At 35.6% G+C, this 16,901-nt stretch carries 13 protein-coding genes and 1 pseudogene; 12 read left to right on the plus strand and 2 right to left on the minus strand.

Annotation, left to right across the window (positions count from 1 at the left end; genetic code table 11):
• Positions 1-47 precede the first annotated feature (47 nt).
• From tpiA to J2Z40_RS04335, 4 genes are all read left to right on the plus strand, one after another.
• Positions 48-797 (plus strand): triose-phosphate isomerase, encoded by a 750-nt coding sequence (tpiA, locus tag J2Z40_RS04320; protein WP_066397624.1) that lies wholly within the window; start codon positions 48-50, stop codon positions 795-797.
• Positions 790-2,325 (plus strand): 2,3-bisphosphoglycerate-independent phosphoglycerate mutase, encoded by a 1,536-nt coding sequence (gpmI, locus tag J2Z40_RS04325; RefSeq protein WP_066397622.1) that lies wholly within the window; start codon positions 790-792, stop codon positions 2,323-2,325. Before tpiA ends, gpmI begins: the two co-directional genes overlap by 8 nt.
• 25 nt (positions 2,326-2,350) lie before the next feature.
• Positions 2,351-3,646 (plus strand): phosphopyruvate hydratase, encoded by a 1,296-nt coding sequence (gene eno, locus J2Z40_RS04330; protein WP_066397620.1) that lies wholly within the window; start codon positions 2,351-2,353, stop codon positions 3,644-3,646.
• 162 nt (positions 3,647-3,808) lie between these two features.
• Complete coding sequence (locus tag J2Z40_RS04335) at positions 3,809-4,711, plus strand: tyrosine-type recombinase/integrase (protein ID WP_083954025.1); 903 nt, start codon at positions 3,809-3,811, stop codon at positions 4,709-4,711.
• Positions 4,712-4,890: 179 nt separating this feature from the next.
• Here the strand turns inward: J2Z40_RS04335 and J2Z40_RS04340 are convergent, their stop codons facing one another.
• Positions 4,891-6,228 carry a hypothetical protein gene (locus J2Z40_RS04340; protein ID WP_157087848.1) on the minus strand — a complete coding sequence of 446 codons (1,338 nt, stop codon included), beginning with the start codon at positions 6,226-6,228 and terminating at the stop codon, positions 4,891-4,893.
• 986 nt (positions 6,229-7,214) lie between these two features.
• Between J2Z40_RS04340 and J2Z40_RS04345 the strand changes: the two genes are divergently transcribed.
• The 5 genes and pseudogenes from J2Z40_RS04345 to J2Z40_RS04365 all read left to right on the plus strand — a co-directional run.
• Positions 7,215-8,264 (plus strand): hypothetical protein, encoded by a 1,050-nt coding sequence (locus J2Z40_RS04345; RefSeq protein WP_066397615.1) that lies wholly within the window; start codon positions 7,215-7,217, stop codon positions 8,262-8,264.
• Positions 8,265-8,699: 435 nt separating this feature from the next.
• Positions 8,700-9,284 carry a recombinase family protein gene (locus J2Z40_RS04350; protein WP_066397613.1) on the plus strand — a complete coding sequence of 195 codons (585 nt, stop codon included), beginning with the start codon at positions 8,700-8,702 and terminating at the stop codon, positions 9,282-9,284.
• Positions 9,285-9,429: 145 nt separating this feature from the next.
• Positions 9,430-10,365, plus strand: a complete 936-nt coding sequence (locus J2Z40_RS04355) for a DUF4747 family protein (RefSeq protein ID WP_066397611.1) — start codon at positions 9,430-9,432, stop codon at positions 10,363-10,365.
• Positions 10,366-10,375: 10 nt separating this feature from the next.
• On the plus strand, positions 10,376-11,116 hold the full coding sequence (locus tag J2Z40_RS04360) for a hypothetical protein (protein WP_066397608.1): 741 nt from the start codon (positions 10,376-10,378) through the stop codon (positions 11,114-11,116).
• A gap of 487 nt (positions 11,117-11,603) precedes the next feature.
• Positions 11,604-11,720 (plus strand): annotated as a pseudogene (locus J2Z40_RS04365) (hypothetical protein); the annotation flags it as partial.
• A 582-nt stretch (positions 11,721-12,302) separates the two neighbouring features.
• Here J2Z40_RS04365 and J2Z40_RS04370 read toward each other — a convergent pair.
• Entirely contained in the window at positions 12,303-13,271 is a 969-nt protein-coding gene (locus J2Z40_RS04370) for a nuclease-related domain-containing protein (protein ID WP_066397603.1), read from the minus strand.
• 141 nt (positions 13,272-13,412) lie between these two features.
• Here J2Z40_RS04370 and secG point away from each other — a divergent pair, with 141 nt between their 5' ends.
• From secG to rnr, 3 genes are all read left to right on the plus strand, one after another.
• Complete coding sequence (gene secG / locus J2Z40_RS04375) at positions 13,413-13,646, plus strand: preprotein translocase subunit SecG (RefSeq protein ID WP_066397601.1); 234 nt, start codon at positions 13,413-13,415, stop codon at positions 13,644-13,646.
• A gap of 143 nt (positions 13,647-13,789) precedes the next feature.
• Positions 13,790-14,536: an alpha/beta hydrolase gene (locus tag J2Z40_RS04380; RefSeq protein ID WP_066397598.1), complete on the plus strand. Its 747-nt coding sequence runs from the start codon at positions 13,790-13,792 to the stop codon at positions 14,534-14,536.
• A 20-nt stretch (positions 14,537-14,556) separates the two neighbouring features.
• Positions 14,557-16,893: a ribonuclease R gene (gene rnr / locus J2Z40_RS04385; RefSeq protein ID WP_066397595.1), complete on the plus strand. Its 2,337-nt coding sequence runs from the start codon at positions 14,557-14,559 to the stop codon at positions 16,891-16,893.
• The last annotated feature ends 8 nt before the right edge of the window (positions 16,894-16,901 follow it).

A 16,901-nucleotide genomic window follows, 5' to 3' on the forward strand; every position in this document is an offset into this window, starting at 1 on the left:
TAGCTCTGCTAGTTAAATAAAAAATTTGCATAAAAGGATGTGCCCAAATGCGTAAACCAATTATTGCAGGAAACTGGAAAATGCATAAAACTCTTCCAGAGGCGAAGGCCTTTCTAGAAACCATTACGAACTCTATTCCAAATGCGGAGAAAGTGGAAACGGTTGTTTGTGCGCCAGCATTATTTTTAGCGAATTTAGTTGGCTCGAAAGTTGGAATTGGTGCACAAAATATGCATTTTGAAGAAAGTGGTGCATTTACAGGAGAAATTAGCCCTGTTGCACTTAAGGACCTCGGTGTACAATATGTGATTCTTGGACACTCTGAACGCCGTGAAATGTTTAATGAAACTGATGAAGCAGTGAACAAAAAGACAATCGCTGCCTTTAATAATCAGTTGACGCCGATTGTTTGCTGTGGAGAAACGCTTGCACAGCGTGAAAATGGAGAAACAATGGCATTTGTTGGCTCACAAATCGAAAAAGCATTACAAGGATTAACAGAAGAGCAAGTGAAAGAAACGGTCCTTGCTTACGAGCCGATTTGGGCGATTGGAACAGGGAAATCTTCAACGGCAGCGGATGCGAATGAAGTATGTGCGTACATTCGCCAAGTCGTGAAGGAACAATTTTCTGAAGCGGCTGCAGATGCCATTCGAATTCAATATGGCGGCAGTGTGAAGCCTGGAAATATTAAAGAATACATGTCTCAGCCAGATATAGATGGTGCATTAGTCGGTGGTGCAAGTCTAGAAGCGGAGTCCTTCCTGCAATTATTGGAGGCAGGGCAGTATGAGTAAATCACCAGTTGCTTTAATCATCTTAGATGGATTCGGTTTGAGAAGTGAGAACAAAGGAAATGCCGTGACACATGCAAAAAAGCCAAATTTTGATCGTTATTGGAATCACTACCCACACGCTACTTTAACAGCAAGCGGGGAAGCGGTCGGCCTGCCTGAAGGACAAATGGGCAATTCTGAGGTTGGCCATTTGAATATTGGTGCTGGCCGTGTCGTTTATCAAAGCTTAACTCGCGTCAATGTAGCCATTCGAGAAGGGCAATTTGAGAAAAACGATACCTTTGTCAATGCGATTAAACATGTAAAGAAGAATGGAACGAGTCTTCATCTAATGGGGCTTCTTTCTGACGGTGGTGTCCATAGCCATATTAATCATCTGTATGCTCTATTGCATCTTGCAGCAGAAGAAGGCGTCGAGAAAGTATATGTTCATGGCTTTTTAGATGGCCGGGATGTCGGTCCACAAACGGCGGAAGGCTATATTAAAGCTGCTGAGGAAAAAATGAAGGAATATGGCGTGGGAGAATTTGCAACGATTTCTGGTCGCTATTATTCAATGGACCGAGATAAGCGCTGGGAGCGTGTGGAAAAATCATATCGTTCGATCGTTTATGGCGAAGGTCCAAGCTATTCGAATGCAATTGATTTAGTAGAGGATAATTATTCACATGGAATTTTTGATGAGTTCGTTCTTCCTTCTGTCATTACTAGAGAGAACGGGGAACCTGTTGGAACGATTCAAGAAAATGATGCCGTTATTTTCTATAATTTCCGTCCAGACCGTGCGATCCAAATTTCAAACACATTTACGAATAAAGACTTCCGCTCATTTGATCGAGGTCCGAAGCATCCAGATTCATTATTTTTCGTCTGCTTAACCCATTTTAGTGAAACGGTTGATGGCTATGTTGCGTTTGAGCCAAGCAACTTGGATAATACACTTGGGGAAGTATTGTCGCAAAATGGCTTAAAGCAGCTGCGCATTGCAGAAACCGAGAAATACCCGCATGTTACCTTTTTTATGAGTGGGGGACGTGAAGCAGAGTTTCCTGGTGAAAAGCGAATTTTGATCAACTCACCAAAGGTTGCTACGTATGATTTAAAGCCAGAAATGAGCGCGTATGAAGTAACAGAAGCGTTATTGAAGGAAATCGAATCAGACCAGCAGGACGCAATTATATTGAACTTTGCTAATCCTGACATGGTCGGACATTCAGGCATGCTAGAGCCAACAATCAAGGCGATCGAAACAGTGGATGAATGCCTTGGAAAAATTGTTGACTTGATTTTAGAAAAAGGCGGAAAAGCGATCATTACAGCTGATCATGGGAATGCTGATGAAGTTGTCACTTTAGAAGGCAATCCAATGACCGCACATACAACAAATCCTGTACCAGTTATTCTTACACAAAATGGTGTGAAGCTGAGAGAAGATGGAATCTTAGGTGATCTTGCGCCAACGATGCTTGATCTTCTAGGACTTGAAAAACCAGCTGAAATGACTGGGATAACATTAATTCAAAAATAAACTTAATTTTAAGGAGAGAATAATTATGCCATTTATTCAATATGTATATGCTCGTGAAGTATTAGATTCTCGTGGAAACCCAACCGTTGAAGTAGAAGTAATGACGGAATCTGGATTCTTCGGCCGTGCAATGGTTCCATCTGGTGCGTCTACTGGTGAATATGAAGCAGTAGAACTTCGTGATGGGGATGCATCTCGTTACCTTGGCAAAGGGGTTCAAACAGCAGTCGATAACGTAAATGATATAATCGCTGACGAGATTATTGGCATGGATGTAACGGATCAAGTAGGCATCGACCGTGTCATGATCGAATTAGACGGAACAGAAAACAAAGGCAAGCTTGGTGCGAATGCAATTCTTGGTGTATCTATGGCTGCTGCACATGCGGCTGCTGAATCAGTTGGCCTTCCATTATATCGTTACCTTGGCGGATTTAATGCGAAACAATTGCCAACACCAATGATGAACATCATCAATGGCGGATCACACGCAGATAATAATGTGGATTTCCAAGAATTTATGATTATGCCTGTAGGTGCACCTACTTTTAAAGAAGCCATCCGTATGGGTGCAGAAGTATTCCATTCTTTGAAGAAGGTCTTATCTGGAAAAGGCTTAAATACAGCTGTTGGTGACGAAGGTGGATTCGCTCCAAACCTTGGTTCAAACCGTGAAGCATTAGAAGTAATCATTGAAGCAATCTCTAACGCTGGCTATGAAGCTGGAAAAGACATTTACCTTGCAATGGACGTTGCTTCTTCTGAGTTCTATAACAAAGAAACAGGCAAATATGATCTTGCAGGCGAAGGCCGCACAGGCTTAACTTCTGAAGACATGGTGAACTTCTACGAAGAGTTAGTAAATGAATTCCCGATCATCTCCATTGAAGATGGTTTAGACGAAAACGATTGGGCTGGCCATAAATTACTAACAGAACGCATTGGCGGAAAAGTGCAGCTAGTTGGCGATGATCTATTCGTTACAAATACGAAGAAATTAGCACAAGGCATTGAGCAAGGTGTAGGCAACTCCATCCTTATCAAAGTCAACCAAATCGGTACATTAACAGAAACATTTGAAGCAATCGAAATGGCAAAACGTGCAGGCTACACAGCTGTTGTTTCCCACCGTTCTGGTGAAACAGAAGACGCAACAATCGCTGACATCGCTGTTGCAACAAATGCAGGTCAAATCAAAACAGGTTCTATGTCCCGTACAGACCGTATCGCGAAATACAACCAGCTTCTTCGCATTGAAGATGAGTTAGGTGAATTAGCGGTGTATGATGGGATGAAGTCTTTTTATAATTTAGGTAAGTAATAATTGAAGGGAGAAAAAGCGTCTGAATTAAGTCGTACAAGGCACTTTTTCACCTTCTGAATTTAGCAATACACTGACATGAATTAAGTCGTACAAACGTATTAGCTTAAAACCTCCTATTTATGTGTGATAAATCCACATTTATAGGAGGTTTTTTCTATGTTGATGAAAGATTTACAAAAAGAGTTTACATTTGATTTGCAAATTAAGAATTATTCTAAGAGGACAATAGAGACTTACAATTACAACCTAGACCAATTAATAAACTTTATGAAGGAGCAATATGATGTTGCAGATTTAGAGGATATCTCAACACTGCATATTAAAAAGTTTATCCAATATCAAATGGAAGTTGGCAATAAATCAAATTACACTAACACAATGATTAAATCCTTTAGAGCATTTTATAATTATCTTGTTAGTGAGGAACATGTCAGTCACAATATAATGGCAAAAATAAAACTATTGAAAGAAGAAAAGGTTGTTATTAAAACATTCACGGATAAAGAAGTAGCAAAGATGATTGAGGTATATGATTTTAAAAGCTATTTAAACGCTCGTAACAAGGTCATAATAGCTATGTTTGTCGATACGGGGTTAAGGATGAGTGAGTTAATAAATTTACATTGTAGTTATTTAAATGAAACGAATATGAGAGTTTTAGGAAAAGGTTCGAAATGGCGTTATGTTCCTATTAGTCTTATGTTAAAGAAATACATGATTAGATTTGAACGAATTAAAGAAGCGTATTTTAAAAATAAGTCATTGGAACACGATAATTATTTTTTGTCTAGAAGCGGGAAACCCTTAACGGGTGTACAAATACAAAATATTGTAAGGGAGGCGGGAGTTAAAGCGAAGGTGAGGGAAGAGATTAGATGTAGCCCTCATACATTGAGACATTATTCAATCCAATCAAATTTAAGGAATGGTCTTGATTTGTATAGTTGCTCCAAAATTGCAGGACATGAAAATATCCAAGTAACAAAGCGTTATTTGCAAGGAATTGAAACGGAGAATATTTTAGAAATGGCTTCTAGGACAAGTCCATTGATGAATTTATAAAACATGCATAGGTAACCCTGCCAGCTAATCCTATACATTCTATTATTAAAACAATGAAGCCATTTCTCATTTAAGAGAGGGTGTTATTTAACTTTCAATAAGGGGATAACTGCACTCTTCCATCAATAAAAAAGCCCATGTTATCTTTAATTGAATAACATGGGTAAAATGATTATGTATTATGCTGTCGCTTCTTCTTCAACATCTTGAATTGTTATTAGATTATCTTTATAGCTTGAAACATATGTACTATTAAACTTTTCTTGTGTAATACCATCATGGGGAAATTCACCTGTTCTAACATCACCAAATAGGCTGTACCCGTAGTATTCTTGCAATTTACGATATGCTTCTACATACAATCCTTTAATCATTAAATCCTGTGTGACCCTATATTTATTATCTTCAAACTTATGTATATTTGCTTTACCACCAAATTCATTAATAGATTTCTTTTGGAATTTATCTTGTCTACCCTCCGCTAAATCTACAACATATTTATTTAAAGCTCCATGAAAATCAATTCTATTTTCCAAGAAGTATTTTGCTTCATCGGAATTGTAGAATGCCAATGCTTCTTTGTTGTTCTTCTCCAACCAATTGATAATAGGATTTATACCTGCTCTAACGAATAGTGCATGTGCTTCGTATGACAATACTATGTATAGTCTTTCACCTATCTCATTGGTGATTAGATTCAATTGTTTTTTATGTTCTTTCCAATATTCCTTAACGATTGGTTTGTTTCTGTAACGGCTAATTTCATCAAGCGATAACTTTCTAAATTTAGGTGAATTTTGAAGTTTGCGTTCCAACTTTGCAATCGCACCTACAACAGGTGCTGATAATTCAATGTATTTAGTTTGAATCGCTTCTTCTCTGACGTATATGCCACTTTCTTCATCAAAATACTCATGAAGATAAGGTATCTCACATTTAGCCATTGTATAAGATTGATGCTTAATAATTTTAGCTTTCACCAATTTTTGAATCACGCCCATGAAATATTTTTGAAGTCTTTCAATCTCACGTTTAATATAATCATCAATCAAATACTCTTGCCCCGATTCTATAACCTTATTTTCTACTAACTTATCTGATTCTTTCTCTAAAGCACTAAGTGAATATCTTAATTTTGAAGCTTGAAACGTATCATCTGTAATAATTCCTAAATTAACCAACCATTTAATAACTGTTAATGGCTCATTTCCAATTCTATTTAGAAGATGTTCAATTACCATAATCGGAAATGTTTGTTCATATTTTAACGGTACTTGTCCTTGCCCATTTGAAACACGACCATCTACAATATCTTTTTCAACATCAAACTCTTCATCTAAAGTAAATTCCATATTGTATTGTTTGCCTATAACATCTACGACACCAAATTTTGAATTCAACACCTTCATTAGTGCATTTTGGCTTTCTATTCTCCATTTTTTACCCGCCAATACACAAGCCTTCTGCTTATCAGTTCCATATTCCATTACTAGTTCTACTAAACCTATTTTTCTCACTAACAAAACTCCATTCGTATTTTTAATATGTATTATCTTCAAAAAGGACGTAAGATTGTCCTTTAATATTAATTTATATATTAAGGAGCGATTATACGTCCTTTCTCCATAAATCGTTCTTTTGTTAATCATGTACTTTGCCACCATCTCTGTTAAAAGTGCAAAAAACGCACTTTTAACAGACCTCGCCCAAAGTACGCAAAGGGCGAATTAAACTCTGGATGTGATGTGATTTGTTTTCCATTCACATCTCTTAAATTTGTTAGCGATGTTTTTGGCGTACCTTTTTGCATCGCAACGTGTCGAGATAATTTGTGAAGCGGAGCGTAACAAATTTCTTGACATGCTTGTGTAAAAAGGTACATAATCATCAATTTGTTAACTAAATCTTCAAGTTACATATCAATCCAACCATCATAATTTGTAATGGAATATGTATCATATGAAGATGGTTTAAAATACTCTAAATTCTGTCAATAGAGAGCAATCATGTATTTATCATTAATGTTATGTTAGATGTTATTTTAGAATTGATAAAATTAATATTTTATGTAGTGGGTAACATTTTGTGTTTTTGTTGCGTAGGTATTGATACAGTAGTGTTTATGTGGATGTTGACAAAGGATAATATTTACGCATGAAAATCTATGTTCTTATAATATTTATTATATCATAATAGTTATGATTTGTCAATTTTTGTGCTATTATCTATCTTTTGTTAAATGATTGTTGTGCTTTATAGTAAATAGCTCTATATTTCTTGCTTTATGAGTTCTATCCCTACATAAATTTAAATAGTCTATTCCGTATGATTATTAATTAAAACCTGTCTATAGACAAAATTCTAACGTATGAAACTAACTTAAATAGATTTTATTCTAAAAATATGTATAAATAGTAAATAATGGTATATTTAAATGAGGGGAAATTCACAAGAGGAATTCGGTAATCTAATAGAAAAAATTTCATTTTAGGGGTATGAGGATATGGACTTTTATTTACTTGTTGTTGGACTTCTAACTTCCGTTATTTGTATTGGTTGGGTATTTATTAACCTTTTTAGAAAAAAGAAGTTAAGAAAACCAGGCATAGGAATAGTAGTAGGATTTGTATTAATACTTGTTTCTGTATTCATGCCACAAAAAGAAGAGGTTTCTTTTATCGGTGAAGAAAACGAAATAGAAGAAAATATTAAAAAAATGTCGGATAATATTGATACTGTTGAATTAGATGAATATAAGCAGGAACATTTAGAATTAGTAACAGGTATACATTTTCTTTTTATTGATGCTTTTGAACTACATAAAGATATAGAAGGTAACGATAATGTTTTGTCGAGTGATGGTGTAGAGGCAAATATTGAAGTAATTAATGATGAGTTAATGTCAAAACTAAAAGATTATAAGGACATTGTAGGGGAACTTCCAAAAGATAAGCTCTCAACGCATATGGATATAGTTACCAATGGAGCGGAAGGAGTGGGATTACTACATGAAGCGGTATTTTATGGACAAATTAACTATTTTGAAGATGCTAAACTATACTTGGAAAAAACTATTAATTTGATAAAAGAGTGGGAAATGGGAATTGAAGGATATGATAGCCATGTAACTAAAATAGATGAAACAGGGGCAAAAGACGTTTTATATATGTGGGAAGATGATATTTCCTGGCATTGTTTAAGCATTACAGGCAATTTACAAGAATTTGGTAGGCTTTATGCGGAGATTGGTGAAGACAGGCAACAATTAACGAATCAACATATAAGAACAAAATTTGATAATCTATTTCAAGAAACTATAGAACTAATAAATCAATACAATAATGATATTTCACCTCTACTTGTAGAGGATGAATTGAAAGGAAAATTTTTTGAGATGTTAAATCCAACCCTAAATGCAATGGAACATCTCATGAATGGTATCCATAATAATGACATGGTAGCATTGAAAAAAGCAAAACCAGAAATAATCGAAGCCCTAAGATTAGGTAAGGAATGGAATACTTTATTATTACCTCATTTAGAAAAACAATAATACTTTTAGAAAAGGAAGACCGTCAATAGAAGGTCTTTTTTTGTGGGTATTTATTATCGATACCGATAGATTACACTTTTAAGGTTATCAATAAATGTAAAAGGAATCTAGTAAGTTCACAGTTTTATGGGTGCTGTTTATTGTTGTTTAACTATTGCTATATTTTTATAAATAGTTAAGAAATTGCTGTTTATTAAAGTATGCTTTTAGGACTGAAAAAACAGTCCTTTTTTACGTTTATTAAGGTAGATTATTTAATTTAAAAAACGTTAATAAATCTATAAGGTAATTATGAAAAGTCTAAAAGTTTCAACTTCTGAACAATGTATTAGTATTGTCTGAAAATTAGTCTAGAAACAACTTGTGGTTGTCTAAAAGTTAGTCTAAAATAAAGGTATAAAAGATTGTTAATTTTTAGACAAAGGAGCGGTTATAATGGCGTTAATTGGTTATGCAAGAACTTCTACAGCTCTACAAGAAAATGGTTTAGAAACACAAAAGCATTTATTAGAAGAAGCAGGCTGTAAACGTATCTTTTTTGAAAAGGTGACAGGAACAAGTACCATTAAAAGAAGTGAAATAAAAGATGCTATTAATTTTTTAGATAAAGGTGACACCTTAATCGTCACAAAAATTGACCGACTAGCACGTTCTATAATTGATTTACATAACATCGTTAAAGAATTAAATGAAAAAGGGGTAAATGTTAGATTTTTAAAAGAAAATATTGAGTTTCAAGCGGGAGAGAATAATAGTTCCCTTCAAACATTACTGTTTAATATTTTAGGTTCTTTTGCACAGTTTGAACGTGACATTATTGTAGAAAGGACTGGAGAAGGAAGAGAGCGAGCCAAAAAGCAGGGGAAACATATGGGAAGACCTTCACAAGATAAAAAAGCAATCGAGAAGTCATTGAAGCTATATGCTGAAAGAGAATCAAATGGAATGAGTGTAAGCGATATTTCAAAGATAACAGGTGTACCTAGAAGCTCGATATATGCGGAATTAAAGAAACGATGATAGGGTTTTTTAGTCTATCTTTTTTACAATGAAGTAGTGGTAGACCTTTAGAAATAGTTTTTTATTATAGAAGTTATGGGTAATTTTACCTTGATTTGAAATTAAATGATATAATTTTAATATTATTAATTTTGGGGGCAATGAAATGTCAATAACATTATATTTTGCGAAGGTTAATATTAATTCTCATATATTGGAAATTTATAAAGATAAGAAAAAACGAAATGAAATATTAAAATTAGTATTCCTAAATCTAAAGGAAGGCATCAAATATAAAAAAAGCAACTTGAATTATACAGAGAATGGTGAAACATATACTTATGATGCAGATTACAAGTTGAATAATATTACAAAATTTGATGACGATACGATTGTTGGTAGTGTAATTAAAACATCTTATCTATTTGCAAATAAATTAAATGAAGAAACGGGAGAAGTAACTAAAATACCTGTTGAAAACTCAGAGGTTATAGAGTTTTACTTTGATGTTTATAAAGAGAAAATTGCTTATTATAGAACTAACAGATTTGGTTATGCTGAATTTCCTCAAGTCTTTAAAGAGTTTTTGAATATATGTATGTCTTCAAAACGTGAGGAATATAATTTCGAAGTATCAGTATTAAGAGAAGGACTAAATGTTGAAGATATTCAGAATCAGTTAAAAAAATTAGGTAGACTAGAAACTTTAAAGATAGAAATTATCCCACCGAATCCAGATGATGAACTTTTAGATGGAATACAAGATAATGGGGAAGAATATATTGAAGGAATAAAAGAGGGAAATATTACTTATACAAGTACAGCTTTTGAATCTAAAGATTCAAGAGGTTTGAATATTGATGCAAAATTAATAAAAAAAGAGCTAAACAAAGTAAATAATATACATCCGAAACTAACAGATGTAAAAGCTATAAGAAATGGATATTTAACAGTTGAAGCAAGAAACAAAAGTGGTAGATTTTTTTCAACAAACAAAACCAAACCAATTACAGATAAATTAGAAGAAAAGCCTAGTTCTATAGTGGAATTTGCTACTTTATGTAAAAGGAAAATTGTATCATTAGCTAATTCCTTACGATAGGAGAAGTAGAATGAGAAAGCGGATTTTCGGTAGGTTCAAGGAAAATCAAAAATGGGACGATTATATAAATTTTAAATCTTTTGAATGCAGAATGTCTTTAATTGTCACTATTATTATGATACTTTCTTTCAAGTATCTTGATGTATATACTAAGTTTGACCTTTATTTAACTCCATTACAGAATATCACAGTTTACGTTGCACAGGCACTAATTGGTATGTTAGGAATAATACTTGCAGGAATTGCTATAATTGTAAGTGTATTAAATAAAGATTCACTTAATTCTATAGAAAAAGTAAACGGTAAAGGGAAAGTTCAAAGAGTATTAATTAGTTTTGAATTTTTAACATTTAATATTGGTATTGGAATATTCCTGTTTTTTTTATTAAATCTTATTTTATATAGTCATCAAGAACTGATACCTGTCTTATGGTTCTATTTGGTTCTAGCTATAAGTTCATATTTTTTAGCATTTATCATTTTTTATACAATAAGTTTAACAGGTAACTGTATTAGAGTATTTTACATCAACGATTTATATTCAAGTATTTTAGATAAAGAAAAAAGTATATATGAGATTGCAAATGAAGTGAGAGTTGATTATCTTCTTTATAGTTTGCATAAAGCTTCAAATTTATCTCCTCAGGAACTTTTGGATGATTTAGATGAATTTGTTGATTCAAGTAATATACCTAATAAAGAGGTTATAAAAAAATACCTTAAAAATTATTATAGTTTACCTAAAGAATAATAATACTTTATTTGGGCACAGTTAAGAAGAATTACTGATAATATAGAATGTGTGTTATTTCATAGTGGGCGGTGTATATAACCAAAAGTAATATTTTGTAAAATAGGATTCGACAAAGCACTTACTCTCCCGCAATCAGTCTAGAAAAAACAATACCGTGTAAACGATTTAACTATATAGCGCTAGAAACCCTATAGACAACTTTACTTAATTCTATTACTACTTATAATAGATGAAGAAGTATTTCCACGAGAAGTGGTTGTAGTTTATTGAAACTAATTATTATTAAACAAAAATCTATTCTTACAATTCTTAAAAACAGAAGCGGTTGTTGCTTTTATTTTGTATGGATAATGCTATATAATTGAATTAACTCGTACATAAATTGAACCATAAGGATATTCTCTGTACGAATTATGCAGTACAACCACATATAAATAGGAATATAAAGCTAATAAACGTTGATTTAATCATGTTTTATAAAAAATCAATGTCTCGTACAGACCGTATCGCGAAATACAACCAGCTTCTTCGCATTGAAGATGAGTTAGGTGAATTAGCGGTGTATGATGGGATGAAGTCATTTTATAATTTGAGTAAGTAAGTTTATGAGGGCGGCCGTTTTGGTCGCCCTTTTTGGTTGTTTGGCGAATAAAATCGATGTGACGGCGAATATAATGCAGTTATTGTCCAATATATTGAGGAGGACGGCGAGTAAAGCGCTGATCATGTCCAATAAAAGTGCAGCAACGGCGAATAACGCAGTTGAACATAGCTAGTGGCACTTGTGTCTGCCCAAATTTGAAGACGTGGCCCACAGGTTTTGCAAATTTTTGTTGTTTGGCGAATAAAATCGGTGTGATGGCGAATATAATGCAGTTATTGTCCAATATATTGAGGAGGACGGCGAATAAAGCGCTGATCATGTCCAATAAAAGTGCAGAAACGGCGAATAACGCAGTTGAACATAGCTAGTGGTACTGTGTTCCTGCCCCAATTTGAAAATGTGGTTTGTGCACAAGGCATAAGTTAAGAGGCGGCCAGTCAAATTTCGTCCTTTATCGGTGGTTTGGCGAATAAAATTGATGTGACGGCGAATAAAGTGCCCCTAATGTCCAATAAATCGAGTGGAACGGCGAATAAATCGGCAATCATGTCCAATAAAAGCGCACTAACGGCAAATAACTCAATTAAATTCAGTTGGTGGATAGTATACTCGGCCTTTATTCGTGCCAGAATGGGGAAGATTCATTCTTATGAGCAGTTTAGAAGCCATATCGATGGATGATAAATGAACGAACTCTCGGAATTGCTGATTAGTCATAGTTGAATTCATCAGCAGAAAGTAATCTTTTACTGCTTCCACGTGTGCAAGTCTATCAAAACACCCACATTTTTCACAAAGCCATCTTCTATTGAAACGGATCATCCCTAATTTATGGCAATTTAGGCATTGAACACCTGTTAAAATATCCGTTTTAGATAGACCATATTTTTTCAGGATATTCATTTCTTCAGGTTTATGATTTTTCATAAGTAGATTAGAGAGTTTTCGCACACCTTTTATGTCAATCACCTCATTTTGATGCGCTTTTTCAAACGATTTCATACGTTCTAGCAGATTGTAGCCGTGAACGACTCTTTTTAAAATGGATTGATTTCTACTATTGGATTTTAAAATAGTGGAGGGATTGCTGAAGGCGACTAAGTATTCAATCGGAAGTTGGGAATAGCCGTGGTTTTGTAGAAAAACGTGTAATTGCTGCTGATGCCATTTAGCTTGTGAGAGGGGATTTTGAAAGCCTTCTTCTTTCTCATTGGTTGTGCGAATAAGCTGTTGAAATGAATCTTCAAGAAACAGAGTACCGTAGAAATTTTTGCATTCGAGGATAAAGGCAAGGCGGCGGCTGAGGACGAGATAATCAATTTGGAAATAATGTTTTCCACTAGGTAGCCGAAGATGATGGAAGATATAAACATCTTTATCAGGTAGGAAATCTAAATAATAGGATATGGCCCGTTCTCCAGTGTAACCAGCAAGCTTTTTTCTGAAATCCTCCTTTATCTCCTCATATTTTGGATGATCCATACGTAAGCGTCTCAATAATGCCTCTAATTTATAAATGCTGCTATGTTTTATAAACTTCTTAACCATCAAATTAATCACTCCTTTCCTAATTGAATTTCTCTCTGAACTTGAAAACTCCTCCTATAGTCTGAATTCTATTGCCAATAAAACACAAACATGCTAAAATTAGAAATACTGTAAAAGGTTCGTTTTAGGAGGTGGCTTTTTATGCATGCACTATTAATTACATTATTGGTTATTGTATCTGTTGGCCTTATTGTCGTTGTACTCCTACAATCAGGTAAAAGTGCTGGTCTTTCCGGTGCCATTTCTGGGGGAGCGGAACAGCTTTTTGGAAAACAAAAGGCACGAGGATTAGATTTAATTCTTCACCGCGTCACAATTGTACTAGCTGTACTTTTCTTTTTACTTACCATTGGCGTATCTTATTTTGCAATATAAAAAATACCTGGCCTACAATAGGTCAGGTTTTTTTCGTATGGGCTAGTATTCTGAGGATTATCACTAGGCTGTATGCTAAAAATAGGATGGAGATGAAACAACCGTTTGATGATGCGAATTTTACATAAAGGGGTATGGAATAGATGAAAATTGTTACACCAAAACCATTTACTTTCGGAAAGGAAAAGAGAGCTGTGCTGCTCCTTCACGGATTTACAGGCAATACAGCAGATGTGCGAATGATGGGGCGCTTTCTTGAGGGAAAAGGCTATACATGCCATGCACCACAATACAAAGGGCATGGGGTTCCACCAGAAGAACTTGTCCATACGGGGCCGGAAGACTGGTGGAAAGATGTAATGGAAGGGTATGAATTCTTGCAACAGAAAGGCCATACCGAGATTGCTGTGGCAGGCCTTTCCTTAGGTGGCGTATTTTCCTTGAAATTAGGTTACACTGTACCTGTTAAGGGAATCATTCCTATGTGTGCACCGATGCATATTAAAAGTGAGGAAGTTATGTATGAGGGGATTTTGCAGTATGCCCGTGAATACAAGAGATTAGAAGGAAAGACAGGGGATCAAATCGAACAAGAGATGATTGACTTTCAGAAAACACCAATGAATACACTAAAGGCACTCCAAGCGCTAATTGCGGATGTTCGCAATCATGTCGATATGATTTATTCACCGACATTTGTTGTTCAAGCACGTGAGGATCATATGATTAATACCGAAAGTGCGAACATTATTTATAATGAAGTAGAATCCGATCTGAAGGAAATTAAATGGTTTGAGGAATCGGGACATGTGATTACACTTGATAAAGAACGTGATCAGCTTCATGAAGATGTCTATCAGTTTTTAGAAAAGTTAAATTGGGAAGAATAAAGGAAAAGGAGGACGATTGAATGGAAAATATTCAACAAATTATCGAAAAGCTCCTGTACTATATGAAGGATGAGGCCTATAAGCCACTAACCGTACAGGAAATGGAAGCCGCATTTGGCATTGAGGATTCATCGGATTTTAAAGAATTCGTCAAAGCGCTTGTGAAGATGGAAGAAAAAGGCCTAGTTGTCCGCACAAGGAGCAATCGCTACGGTCTCCCTGAAAAAATGAGTCTTGTCCGAGGAAAACTGACGGGTCATGCAAAAGGCTTTGCTTTTGTGATTCCAGATGAACCTGGGATGGATGATATTTTTATCCCACCAAATGAAACGAATAATGCGATGCATGGAGATATCGTGCTGGCACGAGTCAATTCGGAGACTTCTGGACAAAGAAGAGAAGGGACGATTGTTCGTGTTCTTGAGCGTGGAATTACGCAGATCGTTGGAACGTATACGGAAAGCAAGCATTTTGGCTTTGTGCTGCCAGATGATAAAAAGTTTACGAGTGATATTTTTATTCCGAAGGCTGTATCGCTTGGAGCTGTGGAAGGACATAAGGTTGTTGTAAAATTAACGACTTATCCAGAAGGAAGAAAAAGTGCAGAAGGAGAAGTCATTCAAATTCTTGGGCATAAAAATGACCCAGGTGTGGATATTCTCTCGGTCATTCATAAGCATGGCCTTCCGATGGAGTTCCCAGATGAGGTGCTTGAGCAGGCAACAAACACGCCTGAAACGATTGATCCAAGTGACCTAGATAATCGCAGAGATTTAAGAGATCAAACAATCGTTACAATAGACGGGGCAGATGCGAAGGATTTGGATGATGCTGTTACAGTAACGAAGCTTGAGAATGGCAACTTTAAGCTAGGCGTACATATTGCAGATGTAACCCATTATGTGACAGAGGATTCAGCGATTGATCGTGAAGCAGAAGAGCGTGGGACAAGTATTTACTTAGTCGATCGTGTGATTCCGATGATTCCACATCGCTTGTCTAATGGCATTTGTTCATTGAACCCACAGGTGGATCGCTTAACATTATCATGTGAAATGGAAATTGCGCCTGGTGGAGAAGTCGTTTCACATGAGATTTTCCAAAGTGTCATTAAAACAACAGAAAGAATGACGTATTCTGATGTGAATAAAATTTTAGAGGAACAAGATGAAGAACTGATCAAGCGATATGAGCCAATCGTTCCGATGTTCCAGTTAATGGAGGAGCTTGCGCAAATCTTACGCACGAAGCGAATGAAGCGTGGGGCGATAGATTTTGATTTCAAAGAGGCAAAAGTAATTGTCGATGAAGAAGGCAAGCCGAATGATGTAGTGATCAGAGAGCGTTCGGTTGCAGAGAAGTTAATTGAAGAATTTATGCTTTGTGCCAATGAAACAGTGGCTGAGCATTTCCATTGGATGGATGTTCCGTTCATCTATCGAATTCATGAAGACCCAAAAGAAGATAAGCTCAGAAGATTCTTTGAGTTCATTATTAATTTTGGCTACATTGTCAGAGGAACAGCTAATTCTGTTCACCCGCGTGCATTACAGGAAATTATTGAAGAAGTGCAAGGCAAACCAGAGGAAATGGTCGTTTCTACGGTTATGCTTCGTTCAATGCAGCAAGCGAAATATGATCCAGAAAGCTTAGGGCACTTTGGATTGTCAACAGAATTCTATACGCATTTCACTTCACCAATTCGCCGCTACCCGGATTTAATTGTACACCGTTTGATTCGTACATACTTAATTGAGGGCAAGCTTGATCCAGCAACAAGAGAAAAGTGGAATGCCCTGCTCCCGGATATTGCCCAGCATTCTTCCAATATGGAACGTAGAGCAGTTGAGGCAGAAAGAGAAACCGATGAGTTGAAAAAAGCGGAATACATGGAAGACAAGATTGGCGAGGAATATGATGGAATCATTAGCTCTGTCACGAATTTTGGCATGTTTGTTGAGCTTCCGAATACGATTGAAGGACTCATCCATGTAAGCTATATGACCGATGACTATTATCGCTACGATGAGCGCCATTTAGCCATGATTGGGGAACGAACAGGCAATATTTTCCGTATTGGCGATGAGATTACCGTTCGGGTAGTGAATGTGAATAAGGAAGAACGCTCCATTGACTTTGAAATTGTCGGGATGAAAGGAAAGCGCAGACAAGAGACGAATGAGCGTCCAAAGATTTTTCGTACAGGCAGCAGCGAACGCAAGCCACGAAGAAATAAGTCTGATCAAGAAAGCAGTGGCAAGAGTCGAACAGAATCAGGAAATAGCAAGAAGCCGAGAAAAACAAAAAAGCATTACGAAAATGCGCCTAAGGCCAAGCGAAAAAATAAGAAACGATAAATGAGCTG

This window comes from Cytobacillus eiseniae (assembly GCF_017874625.1).
GTDB classification, from domain to species: Bacteria; Bacillota; Bacilli; order Bacillales; family Cytobacillaceae; genus Cytobacillus; species Cytobacillus eiseniae.

What these genes read in the sequence shown, in the direction of transcription:
- tpiA (WP_066397624.1), top strand. Translation starts at nt 48, where the DNA reads ATGCGTAAACCAATTATTGCAGGAAACTGGAAAATGCATAAAACTCTT.
- gpmI (WP_066397622.1), top strand. Translation starts at nt 790, where the DNA reads ATGAGTAAATCACCAGTTGCTTTAATCATCTTAGATGGATTCGGTTTG.
- eno (WP_066397620.1), top strand. Translation starts at nt 2,351, where the DNA reads ATGCCATTTATTCAATATGTATATGCTCGTGAAGTATTAGATTCTCGT.
- J2Z40_RS04345 (WP_066397615.1), top strand. Translation starts at nt 7,215, where the DNA reads ATGGACTTTTATTTACTTGTTGTTGGACTTCTAACTTCCGTTATTTGT.
- J2Z40_RS04350 (WP_066397613.1), top strand. Translation starts at nt 8,700, where the DNA reads ATGGCGTTAATTGGTTATGCAAGAACTTCTACAGCTCTACAAGAAAAT.
- J2Z40_RS04355 (WP_066397611.1), top strand. Translation starts at nt 9,430, where the DNA reads ATGTCAATAACATTATATTTTGCGAAGGTTAATATTAATTCTCATATA.
- J2Z40_RS04360 (WP_066397608.1), top strand. Translation starts at nt 10,376, where the DNA reads ATGAGAAAGCGGATTTTCGGTAGGTTCAAGGAAAATCAAAAATGGGAC.
- J2Z40_RS04370 (WP_066397603.1), bottom strand. Translation starts at nt 13,271, where the DNA reads ATGGTTAAGAAGTTTATAAAACATAGCAGCATTTATAAATTAGAGGCA.
- secG (WP_066397601.1), top strand. Translation starts at nt 13,413, where the DNA reads ATGCATGCACTATTAATTACATTATTGGTTATTGTATCTGTTGGCCTT.
- J2Z40_RS04380 (WP_066397598.1), top strand. Translation starts at nt 13,790, where the DNA reads ATGAAAATTGTTACACCAAAACCATTTACTTTCGGAAAGGAAAAGAGA.
- rnr (WP_066397595.1), top strand. Translation starts at nt 14,557, where the DNA reads ATGGAAAATATTCAACAAATTATCGAAAAGCTCCTGTACTATATGAAG.